Origin of the sequence: Bacillus sp. 5mfcol3.1, assembly GCF_900114335.1 — a bacterium.
Lineage (GTDB): Bacteria > Bacillota > Bacilli > Bacillales > Bacillaceae_G > Bacillus_A > Bacillus_A thuringiensis_S.
Genome location: NZ_FOST01000010.1, coordinates 15191 through 38321, shown reverse-complemented (window position 1 = coordinate 38321; position 23131 = coordinate 15191). Strand labels below are relative to the sequence as shown.

The window sequence follows — 23131 nt, the reverse complement described above, 5'->3', positions numbered from 1 at the left end:
AGGGGGGATATTTAAATGGGTGCTTATGAGATTAATGAACAGTTATTAACGAAAGAAGAGAAAAAAGAATTAACGATAAATAAAGATCAGCAAAAAATTAGCAGAAAGAAAGAAGTGTTTCGTAAGTTTATATCGAATCCAATCGCAGTTTTAGGATCAGTGACGTTATTACTCATTATTGTTTTCTCGCTTGTTGGTGAAAGTTTAACGCCATTTACTGCGAGTGAACAAGTAAAAGAGGCCACAAACTTACCACCTAGTAGTGAGCATTGGTTCGGAACAGATGATTTGGGAAGAGATATATGGGCACGTACTTGGGCTGGCGGGAAAATTTCATTAACAGTTGGATTAGTGGCAGCTGCTCTTGATATAGGACTTGGTGTGCTAATTGGAGGATTTAGTGGATATGTGAGAGGGCGCAATCGCTTTGGGACATTAATTGATGAGTGGATTATACGAGGAATCGAAGTGTTATACGGTATCCCGTATTTATTGATTGTTATTTTATTATTAATTGTTATGAAACCAGGTCTTTTTACCATTATCATCGCCCTTGCATTAACAGGATGGATTGGTATGGCACGTCTCGTTAGGGCGCAAGTTTTATCTTTAAAACAAAGAGAGTTTGTTATTGCAGCGGAGCGATTAGGTACATCACATATGAAAATTATATACGGGCATTTAATTCCGAACTTAACAGGCATTATTATCGTAAATTTATCATTTACAATTCCAGCAGCTATTTTCTCAGAATCATTTTTAAGCTTTATCGGACTAGGAGTGCAATCACCGGCAGCAAGCTGGGGGACGATGACGAATGATGCACTTGGGACATTATTGAGCGGAGAATGGTGGCAGCTATTCTTCCCAGCAATCATGATTGCTCTCATTATGTTCGCATTTAATGCAATTGGTGATGGTTTGCAAGATGCGATTGATCCAAAAATCGTCAAACGGAATCGAAAGGAGAAAAAACATGGCACAAATCTTATCTTTAGAAAACGTAACGTTAGCCGTTGAAAAAGAGAATAGTAAACAAGCAATTGTGAAGCATGTTTCCTTTTCTATTAGCGAAGGTGAAATAGTTGCGCTTGTAGGAGAAAGTGGTTCGGGAAAAAGTGTCACAGCACAATCCATTATCGGCTTGAATCAAGAATCAATTCATATCGATGATGGGAATATAGCTTTCCAAGCAAAGGAATTAACGAATTTACAAGAGTCAGAATGGAATCAAATTCGCGGAAAAGATATTTCCTTTATATTTCAAGATCCGCTTTCATCTTTAAACCCAACGATGAAGGTAGGCAAACAAATTACAGAAGTAGTTTTGCAACATGGGAAAAAATCGAAAAGAGAAGCGAAGGAAATTGCGATTAACTTGTTAACAGGTTTAGGGATACATGAAGCAGAGAAACGCTTTGAACAGTACCCACATCAATTAAGCGGAGGTATGAGGCAGCGTATTTGTTTAGCAATTGCGTTTGCTTGTCATCCAAAGCTTGTAATTGCAGACGAGCCGACAACAGCGTTAGATGTAACGATTCAGAAACAAATTATGGGGCTATTAAAAGAAAGAAAAGAAAAACAAAATACGAGTATTTTATTAATTACACATGATTTGGCACTTGTACGTGAAGTAGCTGATCGAGTAGTTGTTATGTACGGGGGACGTGTCGTTGAAAAAGGAACGATAGAGGAAGTGATAGGTTCCCCTAAACATCCATACACAAAAAGCTTACTACAAGCAATTCCGAATATGGATGATTCTGAAAAGGTATTACGTGCTATAGAAGGAACGACACCTTCCATTGAAACATTAAATAGCTTTGGTTGTCCTTTTGTAAATCGTTGTCCAGTAGCGATAAAAGAATGTATTCATCGTTTTCCAGAGAGAACCACATATTCTAAGGAGCATAGTTCACATTGTTGGCAACATGTTCTAGAGCATAATAAAGCAAAATCAAAAGAGAAGGTGAATGCCTCATGACGACAGATTTAATTACTATAAAGCAAGTAACGAAAACGTATGGAAGTAAAAGTAAAGAAATCACAGCGTTAAAAGACATATCACTTTCTATTCCGAAAGGAACAACACTTGGCATTATTGGTGAAAGTGGTTCAGGAAAAACAACACTTGGTAAGCTCATAGCTGGGATCGAGAGCCCAACGTCTGGTGAAATTGATTATAACGGTCAAGTTGTTCACAAGTTGAAGGCAGCTCATAAACGTGATTTCTTACAGAAAGTACAGTTTATTTTTCAAGATTCCACAGCAGCGTTAAATCCGCGCTGGAAAGTACACGATAGCGTAACGGAAGGTTATATTTCATTCGGTTTAGGTGATAAAGGATTAAAGGATAAAGTAGCAGGTGATGCGCTAGAACGTGTGGGATTAGATAGACGATATATTGATCGCTATCCGCACGAATTTAGCGGAGGACAACGTCAACGAATTGCTATTGCAAGAGCGTTATTGTGTGAGCCAGAAGTATTAATTCTTGATGAACCAATTTCAGCATTAGATGTTTCATTGCAAATTCAAATTGTACATCTGCTGCAAAAAATCCAAAAAGAACAAGGTTATACATATTTATTCATCGCGCACGATTTACCGATGGTTCACTATTTATGTGAAAAAGTAGCTGTCTTATACAAAGGAGAACTTGTTGAATTTGGAAATACGGACGAAGTCTTCCGTAATCCACAACATTCTTATACAAAAACATTGTTAGCATCAACACCAAAAATTTCGGGTTAAAGGAGAATGTAGGATGAAGAAGTTTTTACTGTTTGTCATTATGACTGTTTTAGCAATTACTTCTGTCGCTTGCGGTAAGAAAGAGACGCAAAAGGCGAGTGCTGGTAAGGGAGAAGGAGATCGATTAGTAACGAATATTGGTAGCGATCCATATACACTTGATTCCGCTATTGCGACAGATAGTACTTCAGGTTATGTAATTGGACATTTATTCTCAAGCTTATATACGCAAGATAGTGATGGGAAATATCAAAATGAATTAGCAGAGAAAGAAGAAGTAAATGCTGATGGAACTGAGTATACAATTCATTTAAAGAAAGATATTAAATGGTCAGATGGTTCTGCTATTACAGCAAATGATTTTGAATTTGCATGGAAGCGATTATTAAATCCGAAAACGGGTTCTATGAATGCAACAGAAATGTATTTTATTAAAGGGGCAGAGGCATACAATACTGGAAAAGGTGAAGAAGGACAAGTTGGCATTCAAGTCATTGATCCTCAAACATTAAAGGTAACACTTGAGCACCCAGTGTCTTCTATTAAACAAAAATTGGCAAGTTCATTATTCATTCCATTATCTAAAAAATCAATTGATGATAATAATAAATTAAAAACAGATCCAAAAGAGTTAATTACGAACGGACCATTCACATTAAAAGAATGGAAGCATAACCAGGCTATTACAGTACAAAAAAATAAAGAATACTACGATAAAAAGGTAACATTAAAAGAAATTGAGTTTCGTATTATTCCAGACTCTAAAACAGCGTATCAATTATTTAAATCAAAAGAATTAGATTTACTAAGTGGTTTACCACAAGAGATGATTGAAAAAGAAAAAGGAAATAAAGAATATAAGCGTGTTGCAGGATTCTCATCTTATATTTATTCGTTTAACGTAGAAAAAGAGCCGTTTACAAATGCGAAAGTACGTAAAGCATTTTCATTAGCGGTTGATCGTAAATTTATCGTTGAAAAACTGTATAAAAATAATGCGCAAGAAGCATATGCATTCGTTCCAGAAGGAGCAAAAACACAAAGTGGTCGTGATTTCCGTAAAGAAAAAGGTGATTACGTTAAATTTGATCCATCAGAAGCGAAAAAATTATTAGAAGAAGGTATGAAAGAACAAGGGTGGTCTACATTACCTGAAGTAACATTAAAATTCACTACAGATACACAACATAAAAAAGTAGCAGAAGCAATGCAAGAAATGTTTAAGAAAAATCTTGGCGTAGATATTAAATTAGAAAATAAAGAGTGGAAGAGTTACATCGACACATACAAGCAAAGTGATTTCCAATTAGCTTATATGGGATGGGGCGGCTCTTTATTAGATCCAATTACTAAACTAGATTTATATGCAGGTGATGGTCCGAATAACTATGCAAAATGGCATAATAAAGAATTTGACGCTTTAGTAAAAGAAGCAAAAGTTGAACAAAACGAAGATAAGCGTTTTGACTTATTGCATAAAGCGGAAGATATTATGTTTACAGATTCACCATTAATCCCAATTATTTTCCCAAGTGCTTCATATTTACAAAAACCATCAGTATCTGGTGTTCAGTTCATTATCGGTTCTAGTCCAGAACTAAGATACGCAAAAATTAAAAAATAAAGAAGTAGGCAATTGCCTACTTCTTTATTTTATTTCTCTTTTATATTCTTTTTTCGTTCCATCAGAGAAGACAACTTCTAAATCGAATTTTTGGTAGTCTTTATCAAGTTTGAACACGTTCACTACTTGATCGATTACTTCTTGGTCAGCAGTATCTTTATCAAATTTTAATTCTTGTAGAAGTGGGCTTAATTTTGTAATAGCCTCGTCACCTGTAAACTTTGCATTTGTTTTATGGTCTTCAAGCTTTGCTTCCATTTTCTTATCAGCGGCTACATTTTTATAATCAGCTTCGTAGTCTTTCTTCGTATCTTGATAGTCTGCATCTAAACTAAATTCATTAAAGTTTAGTTTTAAATCTGCAGGAGCCTCATTTTTTGCTTCTTCAGTCGTCTTTTTATTAGAAGTTGTGTCTTCTTTTGCAGGCGCTTTACATCCTGTTAATGCAGGTACTAGCATAAGAGCTAATAAAACTGATAGTAGAATTCTCATTATAAATTCCTCCTTATGTAAATTCGTTCTATACAAGTTTTTCCCAAAAACATGTAATTATGTATGTGTTGAAAATAAATTATTATCCTGCAGTCACAAGGGCTCATCCGCAATTTAAATCAAAAATGATTTGTATGTATATGGTAAATTGAAGTTGTGAGGGAGGTACTGAAATGCTTTCTAAAACGTATCAAACCATTTCAAGTAACATATGCAGCAAATGGCTATTATACAATAATATTCGGAGGAGTTAGTTTAGAGAGAAATATTATTTCATTATTAGTTATTGTATTGGTTACACAATTAGTAGCAGTGAAGACTTTAGCTATAAAAGGAATGATAAAGGGAAGAAGAAGCTCTGTAGTTAAAGTTGTATAAAAGTAAAAAGGTATCCTTCGTAGGATACCTTTTTACTTTTGTTATTTTGCAACTTCTGTCCACTTGTAGTTAAATTCACCGCCGAAGTCAGTCGTTACAAGTCCTTTAATGAAAGAGCGTTGTAAGTAAGAACGACCTTGTTGGTATAAAGGAGCGACAGCGCCGTCTTGTAATAGAATTTTTTCAGCTTGCTTCATTGCTTCAAAGCGTGCTTTTTCATCGCCAGCTAAATCTGTTTTCACTTTATGAATTAGCTCATCGTACTCTTTGTTAGAGTATTTATCGAAGTTATAAGCACTATCTGTTGTAAATAAATCTAAGAATGTAATTGGATCAGCGAAGTCAGGGCCCCAGCCGTCAATACCAATTTCATAGTCACCACTTAATAGTAGTTTCAACTGTTGTTTACGTGGTTGTGGTTTTAAATTCACTGTTAATCCATCTAGGTTTTTTTCTAATTCACCTTTTAAATATTCACCAGTCTTTTTAGCTAAAGCATTGTCACTTGTTAATAGTTCGATTGTTACTTTGTCAGTACCAAGTTCTTGTTTTGCTTTTTTCCAGTTTTCTTTCGCTGTTTTCACATCATCCTTGACTAGATTTCCATTTTCTTTACGGAAGTCATTGCCTTCTGGACTCTTTGCAAATTTCGCAGGAACCATTCCTTCAGCTGGAATAGCACCGTTATTTAAAATTGTTTCTACGTAAGCCTTTTTATTCATTGCGCCGTTAATAGCAAGGCGTGCATGTTGATTTTTTAATGTTTCATTTTTCTGATTTAGTCGTAAGAATTGAATGCCGACTTCAGCGCGTTCCTTGAAGTTTGGATCGCTCTTATATTTATCAACAAACTCTGCAGTTAAAGCAACGCGATCAATTTGTCCTGAATCATATAAGTTCACTTCTGTAGACTTATCTTTAACGACATTGAAGTTGATTTCTTCTAATTTTACCGTTTTAGCATCCCAATAGTTAGGGTTTTTCTTCAATTGGAAACTTTGTTCGTGTTTCCAGTTATCTAATGTGAAAGCACCGTTGTAAATTAAATGATTTGTTTCTAAACCGTATTTATCGCCCTGAGACTTTAAGTACTCTTCATTAATTGGCAAGAATGTTGAGAATGTCGTTAAGCTTAAGAAGTAAGGAACAGGACGGTCTAGTTGTACTTCTAACGTTTTGTCATCAACAGCTTTGACCCCTAGTTGATCAATTGGTAATTGTTTTTGGTTTATTTGTTTCGCATTCTGTACATCGAAGAATAAGAATGCGTATTCAGCTGCTGTATCAGGATTTACGGCACGTTGCCAAGCAAAGACGAAGTCCTTTGCTGTAACAGGAGTACCGTTTGACCATTTTGAATCACGCAGATGGAATGTATATTTTGTTTTATCGGGACTAATGTCAACCGACTCAGCAACACCAGGAATCGGTTTATTATCTTCTCCCATTGCATATAAGCCTTCAAAAACATTGCGCATTACATTCATGGATTCCCCATCCGTTGCTTTTGCAACATCCATTGTTGGAATTTCTGAAGCGAATGATAAGTTAATCGCTTGTTTATCAGGTACTTTATCGTTTGCTTTCGCTCCGCCGGCATTATCTTTATTTCCCCCGCAAGCAGTTAGTAATAGACTTGCCCCTAAAACAGATGCAACAACAGGTACAACTTTTTTCTTCATTGTTCATTCCTCCCTAAATGTGTTGTTCGTAACGTCATAATGTCCATGTCTTGAAGTAGCTATAGAAGGAGATAGAACCTATTATAAATATTTGTTTATAGGTAATCAGGTGTTCTATATGTATATACATGTTGAGCTATAATCTATCGTTATATGTTTCAACTTAGTAGACATTATATTTTGATGGTGAAATATTTTGTTTCTTTGATTATTTAGAATATTAACACTGGAAAGAACTATATGTCAATAATAAAAATAGAATGTTAATTTCTTAGAATAATATATTAAAAAAGTAGATTCTTTTGTGTGAGAGAACCTACTTTTAATATATTTTGCTAAAAAAACAATTGGTGTGGGCTAATAATAAGTGGGGATGAAGAACCCCCACTTATTACGGTTTTACTTTATTTTTCAATTTTTGCCCACTTGAAGTTTAATTGACCCGCAAAGTCTACTTGCACAATTCCTTTCACATAAGAACGTTCTAAATAAGATTCGCCTTTTTGGTAAAGAGGAGCGATAACAGAGTCTTTAAATAATATTTTCTCGGATTCTAGTAATGCTTCCCAGCGAGCTTTTTCATCACCAGCTAAAGTTGTTTTCACTTTTGCTATTGTTTCATCGAATTCCTTATTAGAGTAATGATCTAAGTTATAAGGGTTATTCGTTGTAAATAGCTCAAGGAATGTAATTGGATCCGCAAAGTCAGGGCTCCAGCCGTCAATTCCGATTTCGTAGTCACCTTTTAATAAAAGCGAAACTTGTTGCTTACGCGGTTGCGGTTTTATATTTACTGTTAATCCATCTAGATTCTTTTCTAGTTGCCCTTTTAAGAATTCACCAGTTTTCTTATCAAGGTCAGCATCACTCGTTAATAATTCTAATGTTATCTTTTCAGAACCAAGCTCTTGTTTAGCATTTTTCCATAATTCTTGTGCAGATTTTGTATCAACTTTTGTTAAATCGCCGTTTGCAGTACGGAAGTCTTTTCCTTCAGGTCCTTTTGCAAAGTTTTTTGGAACGAGACCAAATGTTGGTGTAGAGCCATCATTTAATAACGTATTTACAAAGGATTTTCTATCAATTGTTTGATCGATTGCTTGGCGTGCAGAAACGTTTTGAAGTACTTTGTTTTGTTGATTCATGCGTAAAAATTGTACGCCTACATTTGGACGTTCTTTAAAGTTAGCATCTTTTTTATATTTATCAACGAAGTCAGATGTTAGTTTTATACGATCTAATTGTTTTGACTCGAATAAATTTACTTCTGTTGATTTTTCTTTTACGACGTTAAAATTGATTTCTTCTAGTTTGACAGTATCTTTATCCCAATAAGTAGGGTTCTTCTTAAATTTAAAGCTTTGTTCGTGCTTCCAATCGCTTAGTGTAAAAGCTCCATTGTACAAGATTGTATTATCTTCTAAAGCGTACTTATCACCTTGTGCTTTAAAGAATTCCTCGTTAATTGGTAGAAATGTTGGGAACGCTGTTAAGCTAATAAAATACGGAACAGGACGCTCCAATTCTACCTCAAACGTATGGTCATCAACTGCTTTTACACCAAGTTGGTCGGCTGGAAGTTCTTTGTTGTTAATTTTTGTTGCATTTTTAATATCAAAGAATAGAAATGCATATTCAGAGGCTGTTGCTGGATCTACGGCACGTTGCCAAGCGAACACAAAATCTTTCGCTGTAACAGGAGTGCCGTTTGACCATTTTGAATCTCGCAAATGGAATGTGTATTTCGTTTTATCGCCACTTACTTCATGAGATTTTGCAACACCAGGAACAGGTTTGTTACCTTCACCAAGATTATACAAACCTTCAAATACGTTTCTCATTACTTGACCAGAATCAGTATCTGTAGCACGAGCCGTATCCATTGTTCGTATTTCAGTAGGTGAAGATAAGTTTAAAACCTGTTTACTAGGTGCCTCGTCTTTTGCATTTGCTCCGCTTGCTTCGTTTTTATAACTACCGCAACCAGTTAATAAAATACTTACTCCTACAACTGATGCAATACCGGGTACAAACTTCTTTTTCATTTGATTTTCCTCCTAAATAATTAAGTTTGGATGATGATGAGGGAAATGAAAAATAAAAAATCCCTCTTTTCATATTGAGAAAGAGGGATTTTTACGTACAAGTTATGCACCCGTATATAAACGAAGTCCCTCATTCTATCTTTCAAGCATAAAGCTTGCAGGAAGTGGCACAGTATTCAAAATGAACCTGCTGCCGAGGTTTCAAAGGGCCAGTCCCTCCACCTCTCTTGATACAATGAGTAAACGAATAAATTTTATTAATTTTTGTGTTTCTTTGATAATTCAAAATCTTACACCTTGAATAATGAAGTGTCAACCAAATGGAATATAGTTTAAATTTTCAGTTTTCTTAAACAGAAAAACCACTGCATATGGCAGTGGTTTTTCTACTAGAAGTTAAAGTTATCTGGATCTGGACCAACGCGACGATCTTCATTTAAAGCTTGAATTGCTTTCATATCATCAGCACTTAATTCAAAGTCGAAGATGTTTGTATTTTCAATAATGCGATGTTCTTTAATTGATTTAGGGATTGTTACAACTTCGTTTTGCAAATCCCAGCGTAAAATAATTTGCGCAGTTGATTTATTATATTTTGTCGCAATTTCTTGTAACGTTGGATTATCTAGTAGTTGTCCTTGCATTAATGGTGACCAAGCTTCAAGCTGGATATTATGTTCTTTACAGAATGCATGTAGCTCTTCTTGTGCTAAACGTGGGTGATATTCCACTTGGTTGACCATTGGCTTAATTTCAGCAATTTCAAATACGTCTTGTAAGTGGTGAATGTGGAAATTACTCACACCGATAGCGCGAACACGGCCATCTTTATAAAGTTTATCTAATGCTTTCCATGATTCAGTATATTTCCCTTTTACAGGCCAATGTACTAAATATAAATCTAAATATTCTAGACCTAATTTCTCTAATGTAGTTTCAAATGCTTGAAGTGTTGTTTCATATCCTTGATCACTATTCCATACTTTTGAGGTAATAAATAATTCTTCACGTGAAACACCGGATTCACGAATCGCTTGTCCAACGCCTTCTTCATTTTGATAGATTGCTGCAGTATCGATGCTGCGGTAGCCATTTTTAATTGCTGCTTTTACAGAATCAATTACTTCTGAACCATCTTCTACTTTAAAAACACCTAAACCAAACCAAGGCATTTTTACACCGTTATGTAATGTTGTATAATCTTTTAAACTTGTTAAAATCATATTATTTCCCCCTAGCTTTTTTGTTTGTTGCTTCTACTGCTTTTTGAATTGCCTCTGAAAAATTATATTCGTATAAAGTTTTGAGACCCTCAGCTGTAGAACCACCTGGCGTTGTTACTTGTTCGCGGAGGTTAGCTGGATTTTGCGTTTGCTCGAGCATAGAAGCAGAGCCAGAAATCATTTGAATGACAAGATGTTTTGCGGTTTCTTCATCGACTCCATAACTTTTTGTTGCTTCAATTAAGCTTTCAGCAAAGTAATAAAGGAAGGCTGGTGCACTTCCAGTAACTGCAGTAAGCTGATGAACTTCTTCCTCAGTACAAAGTTGCGAAGTACCAATACCTCTTAAAAGCAGTTGCAGGGTTTCTTGATGCATCTCGGTTACTGATTGTCCTATTGTATATAAGGAGATAGACTTTCCAATTTCAGCAGCTGTATTAGGCATAATCCAAGCAACAGGTGTGCCTTTTGGGAGTCTAGCTTCTAAATAAGATGATCCAATGCCAGCTGCTACTGTTACGACAAGTTGATTTGATATTAACGGAGATAGCTCAGCTAATAATTCTTCATGAGCAGAAGGTGGCATTGCTAAAACAACCGTATCGACAGATGTAATATGCTGCTTCCAATCCGTTGTAATAGACACATTATATCGCCTTTGTAATTGTTCTAACTTTTCTACGTTGCTTCGGTTAGAGATGATAATTTCTTCGATGTATTCTTTGCTTGTTTTAAGTAATCCGGAAAATATAGCTTCTGCCATACGACCAGCACCAATAAATAAAATTCGATGTTTGTTAGGCATATCCTTTATTCCTTTCTAGTAGAGATATGTTATAAAAACGATATCATCTTTAAGAGAATTTTGTAAAAAGAAAAGACTTACCGTAGATGGAATGGATAATGAGAAGGAGGAAATTCATGGTAAAGGAAAGGGCTATTCCTTATACTGGTGATAGGGAATTTATTACACATCTAGGGAGAGATAAATATGGTTAGAAGTCCACTTTTTTTACTTGTTTCTAGTATTATTTGTGTATTAGTTGGATTGTATATTCAATCGAGTTATATTGAAATTTTCGCATCAATTATGGGAATCATTAATGTTTGGTTATTAGCGAGAGAAAAAGTATCCAACTTTTTATTTGGCATGATTACTGTTGCGGTATTTCTATACATTTTTATTACACAAGGTTTATATGCAATGGCAGTATTAGCCGCTTTTCAATTTATATTTAATGTATATGGTTGGTATTATTGGATTGCACAAAGTGGGGAGGGAGAAGTAAAAGCAACAGTTCGTTTAGATTTGAAAGGGTGGACTTTTTATATAAGTTTTATTTTAGTTGCTTGGATTGGTTGGGGTTATTATCAAGTCCGTTATTTAGATTCAACAAGTCCATATTTAGACGCTTTAAATGCCGTATTGGGACTAGTGGCTCAATTTATGTTAAGTCGAAAAATATTAGAAAACTGGCATTTATGGATTTTATATAACGTAGTTAGCATTGTAATTTATATTTCTACTGGTTTATACGTCATGCTAATATTAGCTATTATTAATCTCTTTATATGTGTAGCTGGTTTGCTAGAGTGGAAGAGCAATTATAAGGGGCAAGAACATACAAATAATTATATCTAGAAAATAATTAGAATTAAAAAACCCCTGAAGCATATATGCTTCAGGGGTTTACTAATAGAATATAAGATTAAGCTTTTGTCATACCAAGTAATACAGCGCCGCCGATAATTAAAACACTACCTAGTGCAATAAAGATCAATTGACGTTTTGTTTTCTTTTCACCTAAGAATACAATCGCACCGAATGTTGAGATAACGATTCCAGTTTGAGATAATGGGAAGCTTGTTGCTACTCCAACACGTGGTAATGAAAGAAGTAAGAATAAGTTTCCAGTTCCCCATAGTAAACCAGATAAAGCATTACGGATTGCATATTTGTTAAATGGTTTATGTTTAGATGTCAGTACAACCGCACCAACAAACATACCAACTGCTTGTGGTAAAATAGCAGACCAACCATCGATATTATACCAACGAATAATAATTACATATACAAGATAGCCGAAAGTAGAAACAATTAAAGTAAGAAGTCCTTTTTTCAATTGTCCTGGTGGCTGAGCATTTTCTTTATCATCTAGTGATGTGAATACAACACCAACTACGATTAATAGGATTGCAATCGTTCCCAGAATAATCGTTGTAGTAGTAGTCCACTCACGGAAAGCGATAACCCCAAAGATAGAAGTTGCAACAAGTTGCATACCAGTAGAAATTGTTACGGTAGTTGAAACACCTAGTTTTTCAACTGTTTTTAATTGGTTTACTTGTCCTAAAGCCCAGAATAAACCTGAAATAAATCCAACAATTAAGACTGTCATTGTTAAAGCTGGTTGAGTAAATACATACATAATTGTTGCGAAGAATAGAGCACCGATTGTCATACCTACCGTTTGGCTATATGCACCACCGCCCATTTTTACGCTTACTAATAAGATGTTTCCCCATGCAATTGCAGGAAGAAGCGCTAATAAAATGTCCATTACAAGACTCCCTTCGGTTTGCTATACCAATATAGTTACATATCGTTCTAACGATCGGTAATGCCCCACTAATAGAGTAGAAGATTACCGATCGCTAAAACAGGATGAAGAATTCACGATATAAATGCGTTTTCATTTCTTCATTTTTTGAAACACCTCCATATAATAACAGGAAATTGCCTATTTTAGAAAGTGAATTCAAATAAAATGTATATTTAAATAAGAGGTAAAATTCAGTTATTTCCCGGTGGTATATTTTATTTCCTAAGAAATAAAGAAGCAGCTTCCAAAAAAGCTGCTTTAAGGGTTAGTAATTCTTTTGTTAATAAGCTGAATACATAGCAGAAATAGGAGTGACATACTAATAGTGATAACCACAAGTGTCCAGGCGAGTTGCATATTACTTGCGTCAATGGCCATGTAAATTGCAGTCGGGATTGTCTGTGTTTTACCAGGGATATTCCCGGCAAACATGAGTGTAGCACCAAACTCACCGAGCGCGCGGACAAAGCTCAAAATCATCCCGCTTAGTAATGCAGGAAATGCGAGCGGAAGTGTAACGTGCAGAAAAACTTGATATTCACTTGCGCCAAGGTCACGAGCACTTTCTTCAATTTGTACATTTGCGATAGAAAATCCCGTTTTCGCTGATTGGTACATAAGTGGAAATGCAACAACTGTAGAAGCGATGATCGCAGCGGTAGATGTGAACATAATAGACTGCTGAAATAATGATTCAACCCACCTTCCAATCGGGCTGTTGTTTCCAAAGATGATAATGAGAAAGAAGCCGATAACAGTTGGTGGAAGTACCATTGGTAATAAAAATATGGTTTCTAATAGTACTTTATATCGCCATGAGGAGCGAGCTAGTGCTCGTCCGACAATCGTCCCTAAAATTGTAACGAGAATAGTGGCACACGCAGCTACTCTTAAAGATAGAAAGACAGGCGATATAATAGCATCAATGCTCATAGTAATTACGACAGGACTGTAAATCCATATTTCTTAAAGATAGATTGTGCATCTTTTGACTGCAAATACTCATAAAATGAATTCGCCTCTTTCTTATGTTTAGATTCTTTTATAACACCTAAAGGATAGTGGATTGGCTCATGAGAAGTAGCTGCTGCTGTCTCACCAATCTTTACTTTATCTGAAATGAGAGCATCTGTTTTGTATACGATACCAGCATCGACATTCCCTGTTTCTACATATGTTAACACTTGGCGAACATCTTTTGTAAATACGACTTTATTTTGAACATCATTCCAAAGGTTTTCGTGTGTTAGAGAGGCCTTTGCATATTTGCCAGCAGGTACAGATTCAGGTGTACCAAGTGCGATTTTTTTGATTTTCTCATCTTTTAAATCTTGAAATTTTGTAAGAGAACTATCTTTAGGGATGACTAGAACTAGTTCATTTCCAAGAAGATTTTTCCCTTCTTTTTCATTAATGAATCCTTTTTTTACAAGGATTTGGAATTTATCTTCTGCAGCAGAGAAGAATAAATCAGCAGGTGCACCTTGTTCAATTTGTTGTTGAAGTGCTCCAGAAGCACCGAAGTTAAAAGAAAGTTTAATATTTGGTTCTTTTTCTTTATATTGTTTTTCAATTTCTTTTAATGCATCTTGTAAGCTTGCAGCAGCTGAGATAGTCAGTTCAACTGTTTTATCCTCTTTAGCAGCTGACTTTGTATGCTTTTCTCCACTTGTACAAGCAGCGCTAAATATAAGAAGGAAAGAAAGTATAAGTGCCCCAATCGAACGTAATGTAAATTTATTCATAAAAAAATCCCCTTTCGTTTTGACACATCTAATTATAACTAAATATAACTAAATATAACTAGTTATAATTGAATATAATTTGAACATATATCTATTTTTAAAAAATAGGAGAAATATTCTTTTCTTTGTTACAATGAAAGAAGAAAGTGAGGAATCGTCTATGGATCATCATTCCTACACAACGGAAGAAGTAGCAAAGCGATTAAAAGTATCAAAATTAACTGTATACGACTTAATTAAAAAAGGAGAACTTCCTTCTTATAGAGTTGGTAGACAGATGCGCATTGATGCAGCAGATTTAGATCAATATATAAAACAAATGAAAACAGGAAAGGTACAAGTTACTCCTGTAAAAAACGATGGTAGTAGTATCTTGAACACGTGTATTATTAGTGGTCAAGAACTAACGTTAGATATGTTAGCTAAACGTATAGAAAATCGTTTGCCAAGTTCTAATGTTTTAAGGGCGTATCAAGGTAGCTTAACAAGTTTAGTGAAAATGTATCAAGGAGAAGGAAGTATCGTTAGTTTGCATTTGTTTGATGGTGAAACGGGTACATATAATGTTCCTTATGTAAAACGCATTTTAGTAGGCCAGCCATGTATTATGATTAATTTATTGTCCAGAAATGTAGGATTTTATGTCCAAAAAGGAAATCCGAAGAAAATAAAGACATGGGCCGACATATCTGGATCCACTATAAAGTTTGTAAATCGAGAAAAGGGTTCTGGTATTAGAGTGTTAGTGGATGAACAATTACGAATCCAAAAATTAAATAAAGCTGATATTAGTGGATATGAATGGGAAGAATCGAATCATCTGGGTGTTGCCACGCGAGTTGCAAATGGAAAAGCTGATGTAGGAGTAGGTTCAGAAAAGTTTTCGCAAATTGTAAATGTGGACTTTATTCCAATCATGAAAGAACAGTATGATTTAGTAATTTTGAAGAATAAAGAAAATGAAGAGCTGATTGAAGTCGTGAAAGACATTCTGCAATCGGAAGAATTTCATAATGAATTAAATGCAATTGGCGGATATGATATTACGAAAACAGGTCAAATAATATATGAAACAAACTAAAAAGCTGCTTGTCTATAAGACGAGCAGCTTTTTCTATATATAAAGGGGTTCGGGGAAACAAAGTGTTAAACAAGACCTTGAGCAAGTGTATAAATGAAAGCCGTAAGAAGAGTAGCTCCACTTGCAAGTCCGATAAAGTCTGATTTGTTGAAAGTAATGTTGTTCATTATAATCTCTCCTTATTTGTTTAATGTAGTTGCAACAGCTTTTGCATCGACAAGTGCGGATAGCACCATGCCCATTGTATTTAAAAATTTATTTGATTTCATATTGTTCATCATGCGTATCCGCTCCTTTTCGAATTGTAGTTGCCCTGCTTATGTCTTAATTATAGGAAATATGTCCACTTGCAACTATCGAATTAGCTTACGAAAGACTTACACTTTTGTAAGAAAAAAAGACATTCATGTAAGAATGTCTTTCACAGCATATTGATATGATGATGTTCTTCAATTGTTTTTAAAAAACTACGCATTGAATTCGTCATATAGCTATCTTTGCGGCGTATGAAAACCGTTGAAATACTGCCGTATTTTTCAGGAATTGCATGACAATGCACCTTACCTGCTTTAGAAAGATGATGGACAGCAGACTGTGGTACGAGTGTAATTCCGAGGCCGAGTGCAACGCTGTTTAATATTGTCTCTAATATATTGAATTCCATAATTCTTTTTGGTAGCAAACCTTCGTCTTTCAGCCATCGTTCTAGTTTGGAACGGTATCCGCATCCTTGGTTAAAAACGAGTAGAGGCGTTGTTGTAAATTCTTCTATATGAAAAGCTTTATTTTGTGTTACAAGCATTAATTTTTCTGTACTAACATCGTATTGTTCGATTAGTGGATGTTTAATAGGACCTGATATAAAGGCACCATCTAATTGATGATCAAGTACTTCTCTAATTAATTCTTCTGTTAGACCCGCTTGTAATGATAAATCGACATTCGGATAGCTTTTATAGTAAGAAGATAAAATGGTAGGCAGTGTACTTACTGTTTCGACTGTACCGATTTTTAATATACCGGAGGGTGTTTCGCTATCTAAAAATACTTGTTTTAGTTCGTCGACATCTTGCAAAATTTTACTAACATAAACGAGCATTTTTCTTCCTTCAGCTGTTAAAGTCATTCCTCGTTTATGGCGGTAGAAGAGTGGGGTTTTTAATTCGTTTTCTAGTTGTTTAATACGTGCAGTTACATTTGATTGTACATAATTTAATTCCTTTGCTGCGCTACTTACACTACCCTGGTCGGCAACGCTTTTAAAGATTTGTAAGTCTCGTAATTCCATTTTGTAATCCCCCTTGATGCTAACTATCATTATAAATGATAGTTAACATCATTTTGAATCATTTTACGTGATATATTTTTTCTTTTACAATTCTCTTTGTGCAAATAGAAAGAAACGGGGGATTGCGGTGAGAAGAGGTCAAATGATAATAGGGGCTTTAGCGTGTTTAATTGCGAGTATGTCATGGGGAGCGATGTTTCCAGTTGCTGATCATGCGCTAGAATACATAGATCCATTTTATTTTTCGCTTATTCGTTATGGAGCAGTGGCGATAATGCTAATTGTATTGTTGTTAATGAAAGAAGGAAAACAGGCATTTCGTTTAGAGGGAAGAGGAAAGTTACTCGTCTTTTTTGGAACGATGGCATTTACAGTATATAATGTCCTCATATTTTTAGGGCAAATGTTAATGGGTAAGTCGGGTGTAATGGTAGCTTCCATTATGGAATCACTTATGCCGATGATTTCTATTTGTATTTTATGGGGATATAAGCATATAAAACCGAAGAAGTATATGATAACGAGTATGGTTATTGCTTTTGTAGGAGCTGTGTTTGTTATTACAAAAGGTGACATGAGTTTCTTTGTAACATTGAAAGATAATATGTTCTCATTAGCATTTATATTTATTGGTGTTGTAGGCTGGGTTATTTATACGATGGGTGGTCAAACGTGTAGTGATTGGTCAACATTACGTTATTCTACGTTGACGTGTGTATTCGGTACGACTGTTACAGGAATTATAACGGTAATTATTACGTCGCTTGGATATGTTTCAGTTCCTAGTATGGGAACGATTTCTATTGTGAAGTACGATTTGTTATTTATGATGACATTGCCAGGTATTGTAGCGCTACTTGCTTGGAACTATGGTGTGAAAATTTTATCATCCATTAATGGGATTTTATTTATTAATTTTGTACCAATTACGACTTTAGTTATTATGATGATGCAAGGGTATCAGATCACAATGTTTGATATTATAGGGACTGTACTTGTTATTGCAGCGCTTATTCGCAATAACGTTTGTCAGAGAAAAGAAGAAAATATAAATAAGAGAGTTTTACAAGAAGAGCAATTACGTCAAGCTGTTTAATAGGCAAATGGAGGATTTCACATGTTAGAAAGTTTATTGTTTTTCTTCGCCGTCGGAGTTGCCTGTGAGCTTGCAGCAATTAATCGAAATGGTCGTAAAAAGATAAAACAACAAGCTGAGCTGATACAGCTTTTAAAAGAATTGAAAGAAAGAAAAAATTAAAAAGACGACCGGGCATAGACGGTCGTCTTTTTCTATATAAAGGGGAAAGGGGACACAAAGTTATACAAGCGTAGCAGCGTAAATGAAAGCAGTAAGAAGAAGAGAGCCGCTAGCTAATCCTAAAAAATCTAATTTGTTAAAAGCAATGTTATTCATAATACATTCTCCTTACTTGTTTAATGTAGAAGCAACAGCTTTTGCATCGAAAAGAGCCGATAATACCATGCCCATTGTATTTAAGAAATTGTTCGTTTTCATTTTGTTCATCATATTGATCCACTCCTTTTCGAATAATTGTTGCCCTGTTTCTGACTTAATTGTATGAAATATAGTAAGAAGTAACTATCGAATTAGCTTACAAGAAAATTACACTTTTGTAAGAATTGAAATTTAACAATTCATCCTTAATTTTATTACCAACTCCTAAAACTTAGTGTTATAATTATTATAAGAATATGATTATACTTCGGATGTTTAGAAAGGAACGAAATAAATGTATAAACCAATTACATTTTTGTTGAAATATATATTTAAAACAGCTGGGAAAGTAGAAGTGCAAGGAAGAGAAAAGCTACCAGAAGGTGGACCGTATGTTGTTGCATGTACACATACAAGTTTTATGGATGTATTAATGTTAGCTACAGGGATGTATCCAACTCAAATTCATTACATGGCCAAAAAAGAATTATTTGAAGGGAAATTCAAAAATTGGTTCTTTAAAAATGTAAATGCATTCCCTGTAGATCGTGCGAATCCAGGACCAAGTACACTTAAAATTCCATCACGTTTATTAAAAGAAGGAAAGGTAGTAGGGATTTTTCCGAGTGGAACAAGATCAGCGGAAGATGTTTCATTAAAAGCGGGTGCTGTGACAATTGCGATGCGTTCTAATGTTCCGTTAGTACCAGCAGCTTATGTTGGTCCATCAAGTGTAAAAGAATTAATAAAGGGGAAAAAGGCACAATTGATTTTTGGAGATCCAATTCAAATTGAGGCTGGGAAACAAATAGATCGAAAAACCGCTATGAAAATGATGACAGATCAATTAAATGAGAAGTTTGAGGAGTTAAAAGAAGCTTTGCAATCAAATCAAAAATAAGAAAAGACGACCGGGCATAGACGGTCGTCTTTTCTATTACTATTTATAATAAAGGGGAAAGGGGACACAAAGTTATACAAGCGTAGCGGCGTAAATAAAAGCAGTAAGAAGAAGCGAGCCACTAGCTAGTCCTAAAAAATCTAATTTGTTAAAAGTGATGTTATTCATAATATATTCTCCTTACTTGTTTAATGTAGAAGCAACAGCTTTTGCGTCGATAAGAGCGGAAAATACCATGCCCATTGTATTTAAGAAATTGTTCGTTTTCATTTTGTTCAGCATATTAATCCGCTCCTTTTCGAATAGTTGTTACCCTGTTTCTGACTCCATTGTATGAAATGTTGCGGAAAGTAACTATCGAATTAGCTTACAGAAAAATTACACTTTTGTAAGAGAAACGAATGAAGGTGTAATGATAAGAAGATTTGACATATGTTCATGAGATTCATTAAGTTAAAGGTAGAGGTGAGTGTATGGCTAATATTAAAGATATTGCAAAGATGGCGGGAGTTTCAGTTACGACTGTTTCGAGAGTGTTGAATGATCACCCATATGTAAGTGAAGAAAAAAGGAAAGCGGTTATAGAGATAGTTGAGAAATTGAATTACTCGCAAAACGCAAATGCTGTTCATTTATCAAAAGGAAAAACGAATATTGTTGGTGTGATTTTACCGTATATTAATCATCCGTGTTTTGATGCGATGGTGAGCGGAATGATGGAGACTGCGTTAGCGCATAATTACAGGGTGCTACTTTGCCAAACGAATTATAATAAAAAAGAAGAAATGAAAAGTTTACATATGTTAAAAACAAAACAATTGGATGGTCTTATTATTTGTTCACGTGCAAATGATTGGGAAACGATAGAACCGTATGCTTCTTACGGCGCAATAATTGCTTGTGAAGACAATGATATTTCAAACATCTCAAGTGTATATACGAATCATTCAGCGGCCTTTCAATTAGGAATGGATTATTTGATTGAGAAAGGTTATAAAAAAATTGGTTATTGCACGGGAAGGAAATTAGGGCCAAGTAGCCAAAAACGTTTTGATGTTTATAAACAGCAATTGCAATCTATAGACGAAGAGGTTAATGAAGAATGGATTTTTACAGAATGTTTTACACTAGAAGATGGTGTAAAAGTGGCTCATAAGTTAAAAGAGATGCAGGATCTTCCTGAAGCATTAATAGTAGCAGGTGATGAAGTTGCGATTGGGGTTATGACAGAGGTTGAAAAATTAGGGATTCAAGTTCCTGAGGATTTAGCGATTATTGGCTTTGATAATCAACCTATCTCGCAAGTGTTACAATTGACAACTATTGATCAAAATTTAAAGGAGATAGGGAAAACTGCTTTTGAAATGTTGCATAGAAAAGTGAATGACGAGAGTTCTGAACAAGAAAAGCTGGAAATTCCATACGAACTTGTGGAACGCTCTACAGTTTAATCGTAATCCGTTATGTGTATAATCGCATAACGGATTATTTTTTTTGAAATATCTTTGACAGGAAACGCGTTTCATACTTTATAAAGGAGTTAAACCGGTCTGTAATAATCCATGGATTCTTTTCAAGTGTTAATGCAGTGAATAGAATTTGGAGGAATATGCATGAATGAACTTTTATCGAGTATGAAAAAGTATGTAGATGATGATGAAAAGATTCTGGCTTTTGTGGTAGGGATATTTGAGAAGGATAATTTTATATTATCGTATCAACATGGGGTTTTTGTTGCCACTACTAGACGTCTCCTTTTTTACGGGAAATTTCCGTACTATTCTTCAACATTTAAAGAGTATTCATATTTGCATATAGATAGCATAGATTTTTATCCGTATTTTGAATTTACTTGTAGTCATGAAACCATTCGCGCTAAGTATATTCAGAAAGGGAATGTGGAGCGATTTGTCCGTGCAGTTAGAGCAAATATGAATAATTAATCAACCCTCTGTTTAAACATAATATTTCAATTTTTAAGAGGGAAAATGCGGAATAAAAACCACTTCTAAACCTCTAGGAGATAGTGATACAATGTCAAATGGGGGGAGGGTATGAACTATGGTTAATCAACGTATAAAGGAAATAACACTAATTACAATTGGTTCATTATTATTCGCAATTGGTATTAATTACTTTGCAATTCCAAACCGTTTATCGGAAGGTGGAATTATTGGTTTAACGGTTGTTACGTACTACTTATTTGATTGGTCACCAGGAATTGTGAACTTTGCTATAAATGCAATTTTACTAGCTGTTGGTTATAAATTTTTTGATAAGAAAACAATGATTTATACAATTTTAGGGATTGTAGAAACATCTTTGTTTTTATACGTTACAGAACATATTGAGTATCATGTAAATAGTGATACATTATTAGCAGCTTTATTTGCTGGTTTATTTGTGGGCATTGGATTAGGCTGTATGTTCAAAGCCGGAGGTACATCGGGAGGATCAGCAATCTTAGCTCAGTTAGCAAATCAATATTTAGGTTGGAGTGTAGGGAAAGGCGTACTAATTATTGATATTGTTGTAATTGCTGGTTCTGTATTTATAATAGGGCAAGAAAAGGCGATGTATACACTTGTGGCTGTGTTCATTGGAGCGAAGGTGATTGATTTCATTGTAGAAGGAATGGACACAAAAACGGCTGTTACGATTATTTCGAATCAACCAGATTTAATTCGTGAAGCTATTACGAAAAATATGACACGCGGTGTTACTGTATTAGAAGGGCGCGGCGGATATACTGGTAAAAATAAAGAAGTTTTATATGTTGTTATTAATAAACAAGAGCTTGTTAAGTTAAAACAAGTTATTAGCCGGGTAGATGAAGATGCTTTCGTTGTTATACATGATGTACGTGATGTACTTGGCGGTGGCTTTAAAGCAAGCTAAAAGGTGAACGAGTAAATTCGTTCACCTTTTTTAATTCTTACAAAAATGTAAGTGTAATGTAATGAGATTCAATAGTAGATTTTATTCCCCCTTTTTAAAATGGATGTATATATATCCTGCAGAGGAGGAATGTTTATTATGAAGAAAAAAATGATCACTACTATAATAGCGATGATAGTGATAGTAGTAATGTTACTGCCTACGAAACTTGGACCGGTTATCGATAAATATAATCCATTTTATAAGACGAAAGAATACTATACGGTTGTGAATACAATTGGTCAGCATATCGGTGATGAGTGGTATGAATATGAATTTATTGCATTCGATGAACGTGGTAGAGAGCAGAAAATAAAGAAAACGGTTAAGCATATGTTAAAGAGAGATGAAGCATTAAAGGTTTTTGCAAAAGGGCGTTACGGTGAGTCCATTGAAGAGATTGAGGTTGCAAATATTCCTATAAATGCGAAGAGTAAACTTTTAACGGTGAGATAGCGAAATATACCCCCAGCTATTTTTTGTCGAAAATAAAAATACTGGGTAAGGGTATTTTTAAGGTTAACAAAAAAGCCTTAGTCCATATAGACTAAGGCTTTTTTGTTATATAAAGGGGAAGGGGGTACATTGTAGTAGCATGGGTGAAAGGTATAAGAAGAGTAGCTACTAGCAATGTAATTTGGTTATGTGATTGTTCTTCTTATTTGGCTTACTTTCTAACTTTATTGTACGAAATATAAGTAAGGAGAACTATCGAATTACATTACACATAACTTACAAACATGTAAGCCTTCTGTAATGTAATTCGATAGTTAAAAGATAGTAATTTTCATATAGTGTAACTAGAAAGTATCAATGTATTACTTTCTGTTTGTAATGAAGAATGAAAAACCAACTAATTTTTAATAATCCTCATCTGAATAAAGATGGGGATCTTTTTTAAACCTTACAACATTGTAAG

The 23131-nt window shown here is 34.7% G+C and carries 25 protein-coding genes, 1 pseudogene and 1 riboswitch; of the genes and pseudogenes, 14 read left to right on the top strand and 12 right to left on the bottom strand.

Annotation, left to right across the window (positions count from 1 at the left end; translation table 11 throughout):
* The first annotated feature begins 15 nt into the window (after positions 1 to 15).
* From BM089_RS27155 to BM089_RS27140, 4 genes are read left to right on the top strand one after another with little or no spacing between them, the layout of a single operon-like run.
* Positions 16 to 1020, top strand: coding sequence for an ABC transporter permease (locus tag BM089_RS27155; RefSeq protein WP_090978588.1), 1005 nt, complete (start codon positions 16 to 18; stop codon positions 1018 to 1020).
* The gene (locus tag BM089_RS27150; RefSeq protein WP_090978586.1) at positions 977 to 1987 is read left to right on the top strand and encodes an ABC transporter ATP-binding protein; all 1011 of its coding nucleotides are present in this window, start codon (positions 977 to 979) and stop codon (positions 1985 to 1987) included. The genes BM089_RS27155 and BM089_RS27150 overlap by 44 nt, the downstream gene beginning before the upstream one ends.
* A complete protein-coding gene (locus BM089_RS27145) occupies positions 1984 to 2757 on the top strand; it encodes an ABC transporter ATP-binding protein (RefSeq protein WP_000205645.1) in 774 nt (257 codons plus the stop codon). The genes BM089_RS27150 and BM089_RS27145 overlap by 4 nt, the downstream gene beginning before the upstream one ends.
* 13 nt (positions 2758 to 2770) lie before the next feature.
* Complete coding sequence (locus BM089_RS27140; protein ID WP_090978583.1) at positions 2771 to 4381, top strand: peptide ABC transporter substrate-binding protein; 1611 nt, start codon at positions 2771 to 2773, stop codon at positions 4379 to 4381.
* A 24-nt stretch (positions 4382 to 4405) separates the two neighbouring features.
* Here BM089_RS27140 and BM089_RS27135 read toward each other — a convergent pair whose 3' ends face one another.
* Entirely contained in the window at positions 4406 to 4873 is a 468-nt protein-coding gene (locus BM089_RS27135; RefSeq protein ID WP_053565429.1) for a YusW family protein, read from the bottom strand.
* A gap of 173 nt (positions 4874 to 5046) precedes the next feature.
* Here BM089_RS27135 and BM089_RS27130 point away from each other — a divergent pair.
* A pseudogene (locus BM089_RS27130) lies at positions 5047 to 5251 on the top strand (hypothetical protein).
* Positions 5252 to 5292: 41 nt separating this feature from the next.
* On the opposite strand, the gene BM089_RS27125 reads toward BM089_RS27130, so the two are convergent.
* The 4 genes from BM089_RS27125 to proC all read right to left on the bottom strand — a co-directional run bounded on the left by BM089_RS27125 (position 5293) and on the right by proC (position 11006).
* Positions 5293 to 6933 carry a peptide ABC transporter substrate-binding protein gene (locus BM089_RS27125; protein WP_000731063.1) on the bottom strand — a complete coding sequence of 547 codons (1641 nt, stop codon included), beginning with the start codon at positions 6931 to 6933 and terminating at the stop codon, positions 5293 to 5295.
* A 404-nt stretch (positions 6934 to 7337) separates the two neighbouring features.
* On the bottom strand, positions 7338 to 8978 hold the full coding sequence (locus tag BM089_RS27120) for a peptide ABC transporter substrate-binding protein (protein WP_090978581.1): 1641 nt from the start codon (positions 8976 to 8978) through the stop codon (positions 7338 to 7340).
* A gap of 132 nt (positions 8979 to 9110) precedes the next feature.
* A riboswitch (SAM riboswitch) is annotated at positions 9111 to 9215 on the bottom strand.
* 152 nt (positions 9216 to 9367) lie between these two features.
* Positions 9368 to 10201: an aldo/keto reductase gene (locus BM089_RS27115; RefSeq protein ID WP_090978579.1), complete on the bottom strand. Its 834-nt coding sequence runs from the start codon at positions 10199 to 10201 to the stop codon at positions 9368 to 9370.
* Between the two features lies 1 nt (position 10202).
* Entirely contained in the window at positions 10203 to 11006 is an 804-nt protein-coding gene (proC, locus tag BM089_RS27110; RefSeq protein ID WP_090978577.1) for a pyrroline-5-carboxylate reductase, read from the bottom strand.
* A gap of 186 nt (positions 11007 to 11192) precedes the next feature.
* Between proC and pnuC the strand changes: the two genes are divergently transcribed.
* Complete coding sequence (gene pnuC / locus BM089_RS27100; protein ID WP_053565424.1) at positions 11193 to 11843, top strand: nicotinamide riboside transporter PnuC; 651 nt, start codon at positions 11193 to 11195, stop codon at positions 11841 to 11843.
* Between the two features lie 67 nt (positions 11844 to 11910).
* Here pnuC and BM089_RS27095 read toward each other — a convergent pair whose 3' ends face one another.
* From BM089_RS27095 to modA, 3 genes are all read right to left on the bottom strand, one after another.
* The gene (locus BM089_RS27095; RefSeq protein ID WP_000353546.1) at positions 11911 to 12762 is read right to left on the bottom strand and encodes a GRP family sugar transporter; all 852 of its coding nucleotides are present in this window, start codon (positions 12760 to 12762) and stop codon (positions 11911 to 11913) included.
* 300 nt (positions 12763 to 13062) lie between these two features.
* Positions 13063 to 13737 carry a molybdate ABC transporter permease subunit gene (gene modB, locus BM089_RS27090; RefSeq protein WP_002152004.1) on the bottom strand — a complete coding sequence of 225 codons (675 nt, stop codon included), beginning with the start codon at positions 13735 to 13737 and terminating at the stop codon, positions 13063 to 13065.
* Between the two features lie 5 nt (positions 13738 to 13742).
* Positions 13743 to 14549, bottom strand: a complete 807-nt coding sequence (modA, locus tag BM089_RS27085) for a molybdate ABC transporter substrate-binding protein (protein WP_016513343.1) — start codon at positions 14547 to 14549, stop codon at positions 13743 to 13745.
* Between the two features lie 160 nt (positions 14550 to 14709).
* On the opposite strand from modA, the gene BM089_RS27080 reads away from it, so the two are divergent.
* The gene (locus BM089_RS27080; protein WP_139213340.1) at positions 14710 to 15630 is read left to right on the top strand and encodes a substrate-binding domain-containing protein; all 921 of its coding nucleotides are present in this window, start codon (positions 14710 to 14712) and stop codon (positions 15628 to 15630) included.
* Between the two features lie 65 nt (positions 15631 to 15695).
* Here BM089_RS27080 and BM089_RS27075 read toward each other — a convergent pair whose 3' ends face one another.
* Positions 15696 to 15797: a DUF3948 family protein gene (locus BM089_RS27075; protein ID WP_001060018.1), complete on the bottom strand. Its 102-nt coding sequence runs from the start codon at positions 15795 to 15797 to the stop codon at positions 15696 to 15698.
* A gap of 254 nt (positions 15798 to 16051) precedes the next feature.
* Complete coding sequence (locus BM089_RS27065) at positions 16052 to 16918, bottom strand: LysR family transcriptional regulator (RefSeq protein WP_023520844.1); 867 nt, start codon at positions 16916 to 16918, stop codon at positions 16052 to 16054.
* Positions 16919 to 17045: 127 nt separating this feature from the next.
* On the opposite strand from BM089_RS27065, the gene BM089_RS27060 reads away from it, so the two are divergent.
* Together BM089_RS27060 and BM089_RS27055 are read left to right on the top strand one after the other, a co-directional pair.
* Complete coding sequence (locus BM089_RS27060; RefSeq protein WP_002004285.1) at positions 17046 to 18014, top strand: DMT family transporter; 969 nt, start codon at positions 17046 to 17048, stop codon at positions 18012 to 18014.
* A 21-nt stretch (positions 18015 to 18035) separates the two neighbouring features.
* Positions 18036 to 18176, top strand: a complete 141-nt coding sequence (locus BM089_RS27055) for a YrzO family protein (RefSeq protein WP_000894065.1) — start codon at positions 18036 to 18038, stop codon at positions 18174 to 18176.
* Between the two features lie 60 nt (positions 18177 to 18236).
* Here the strand turns inward: BM089_RS27055 and BM089_RS30805 are convergent, their stop codons facing one another.
* Positions 18237 to 18332, bottom strand: coding sequence for a DUF3948 family protein (locus BM089_RS30805; RefSeq protein ID WP_001059387.1), 96 nt, complete (start codon positions 18330 to 18332; stop codon positions 18237 to 18239).
* A 337-nt stretch (positions 18333 to 18669) separates the two neighbouring features.
* On the opposite strand from BM089_RS30805, the gene BM089_RS27045 reads away from it, so the two are divergent.
* A complete protein-coding gene (locus BM089_RS27045) occupies positions 18670 to 19275 on the top strand; it encodes a lysophospholipid acyltransferase family protein (protein WP_090978573.1) in 606 nt (201 codons plus the stop codon).
* 72 nt (positions 19276 to 19347) lie between these two features.
* On the opposite strand, the gene BM089_RS27040 is transcribed toward BM089_RS27045, so the two are convergent.
* Entirely contained in the window at positions 19348 to 19443 is a 96-nt protein-coding gene (locus tag BM089_RS27040; protein ID WP_001060007.1) for a DUF3948 family protein, read from the bottom strand.
* 305 nt (positions 19444 to 19748) lie between these two features.
* Here BM089_RS27040 and BM089_RS27030 point away from each other — a divergent pair, with 305 nt between their 5' ends.
* The 4 genes from BM089_RS27030 (at position 19749) to BM089_RS27015 (ending at position 22668) form a co-directional block, all read left to right on the top strand.
* Entirely contained in the window at positions 19749 to 20726 is a 978-nt protein-coding gene (locus tag BM089_RS27030) for a LacI family DNA-binding transcriptional regulator (protein ID WP_001273903.1), read from the top strand.
* Positions 20727 to 20888: 162 nt separating this feature from the next.
* Positions 20889 to 21218 carry a PH domain-containing protein gene (locus BM089_RS27025; RefSeq protein ID WP_090978572.1) on the top strand — a complete coding sequence of 110 codons (330 nt, stop codon included), beginning with the start codon at positions 20889 to 20891 and terminating at the stop codon, positions 21216 to 21218.
* A gap of 118 nt (positions 21219 to 21336) precedes the next feature.
* Positions 21337 to 22173 carry a YitT family protein gene (locus BM089_RS27020; protein WP_000248045.1) on the top strand — a complete coding sequence of 279 codons (837 nt, stop codon included), beginning with the start codon at positions 21337 to 21339 and terminating at the stop codon, positions 22171 to 22173.
* 138 nt (positions 22174 to 22311) lie between these two features.
* On the top strand, positions 22312 to 22668 hold the full coding sequence (locus tag BM089_RS27015; protein ID WP_000728423.1) for a YxeA family protein: 357 nt from the start codon (positions 22312 to 22314) through the stop codon (positions 22666 to 22668).
* The last annotated feature ends 463 nt before the right edge of the window (positions 22669 to 23131 follow it).

Bases quoted from the DNA above. Each gene is read 5' to 3' on its own strand.
- BM089_RS27155 (WP_090978588.1), top strand. From the start codon at position 16: ATGGGTGCTTATGAGATTAATGAACAGTTATTAACGAAAGAAGAGAAA.
- BM089_RS27150 (WP_090978586.1), top strand. From the start codon at position 977: ATGGCACAAATCTTATCTTTAGAAAACGTAACGTTAGCCGTTGAAAAA.
- BM089_RS27145 (WP_000205645.1), top strand. From the start codon at position 1,984: ATGACGACAGATTTAATTACTATAAAGCAAGTAACGAAAACGTATGGA.
- BM089_RS27140 (WP_090978583.1), top strand. From the start codon at position 2,771: ATGAAGAAGTTTTTACTGTTTGTCATTATGACTGTTTTAGCAATTACT.
- BM089_RS27135 (WP_053565429.1), bottom strand. From the start codon at position 4,873: ATGAGAATTCTACTATCAGTTTTATTAGCTCTTATGCTAGTACCTGCA.
- BM089_RS27125 (WP_000731063.1), bottom strand. From the start codon at position 6,933: ATGAAGAAAAAAGTTGTACCTGTTGTTGCATCTGTTTTAGGGGCAAGT.
- BM089_RS27120 (WP_090978581.1), bottom strand. From the start codon at position 8,978: ATGAAAAAGAAGTTTGTACCCGGTATTGCATCAGTTGTAGGAGTAAGT.
- BM089_RS27115 (WP_090978579.1), bottom strand. From the start codon at position 10,201: ATGATTTTAACAAGTTTAAAAGATTATACAACATTACATAACGGTGTA.
- proC (WP_090978577.1), bottom strand. From the start codon at position 11,006: ATGCCTAACAAACATCGAATTTTATTTATTGGTGCTGGTCGTATGGCA.
- pnuC (WP_053565424.1), top strand. From the start codon at position 11,193: ATGGTTAGAAGTCCACTTTTTTTACTTGTTTCTAGTATTATTTGTGTA.
- BM089_RS27095 (WP_000353546.1), bottom strand. From the start codon at position 12,762: ATGGACATTTTATTAGCGCTTCTTCCTGCAATTGCATGGGGAAACATC.
- modB (WP_002152004.1), bottom strand. From the start codon at position 13,737: ATGAGCATTGATGCTATTATATCGCCTGTCTTTCTATCTTTAAGAGTA.
- modA (WP_016513343.1), bottom strand. From the start codon at position 14,549: ATGAATAAATTTACATTACGTTCGATTGGGGCACTTATACTTTCTTTC.
- BM089_RS27080 (WP_139213340.1), top strand. From the start codon at position 14,710: ATGGATCATCATTCCTACACAACGGAAGAAGTAGCAAAGCGATTAAAA.
- BM089_RS27075 (WP_001060018.1), bottom strand. From the start codon at position 15,797: ATGAACAACATTACTTTCAACAAATCAGACTTTATCGGACTTGCAAGT.
- BM089_RS27065 (WP_023520844.1), bottom strand. From the start codon at position 16,918: ATGGAATTACGAGACTTACAAATCTTTAAAAGCGTTGCCGACCAGGGT.
- BM089_RS27055 (WP_000894065.1), top strand. From the start codon at position 18,036: ATGTTAGAAAGTTTATTGTTTTTCTTCGCCGTCGGAGTTGCCTGTGAG.
- BM089_RS30805 (WP_001059387.1), bottom strand. From the start codon at position 18,332: ATGAATAACATTGCTTTTAACAAATTAGATTTTTTAGGATTAGCTAGC.
- BM089_RS27045 (WP_090978573.1), top strand. From the start codon at position 18,670: ATGTATAAACCAATTACATTTTTGTTGAAATATATATTTAAAACAGCT.
- BM089_RS27040 (WP_001060007.1), bottom strand. From the start codon at position 19,443: ATGAATAACATCACTTTTAACAAATTAGATTTTTTAGGACTAGCTAGT.
- BM089_RS27030 (WP_001273903.1), top strand. From the start codon at position 19,749: ATGGCTAATATTAAAGATATTGCAAAGATGGCGGGAGTTTCAGTTACG.
- BM089_RS27025 (WP_090978572.1), top strand. From the start codon at position 20,889: ATGAATGAACTTTTATCGAGTATGAAAAAGTATGTAGATGATGATGAA.
- BM089_RS27020 (WP_000248045.1), top strand. From the start codon at position 21,337: ATGGTTAATCAACGTATAAAGGAAATAACACTAATTACAATTGGTTCA.
- BM089_RS27015 (WP_000728423.1), top strand. From the start codon at position 22,312: ATGAAGAAAAAAATGATCACTACTATAATAGCGATGATAGTGATAGTA.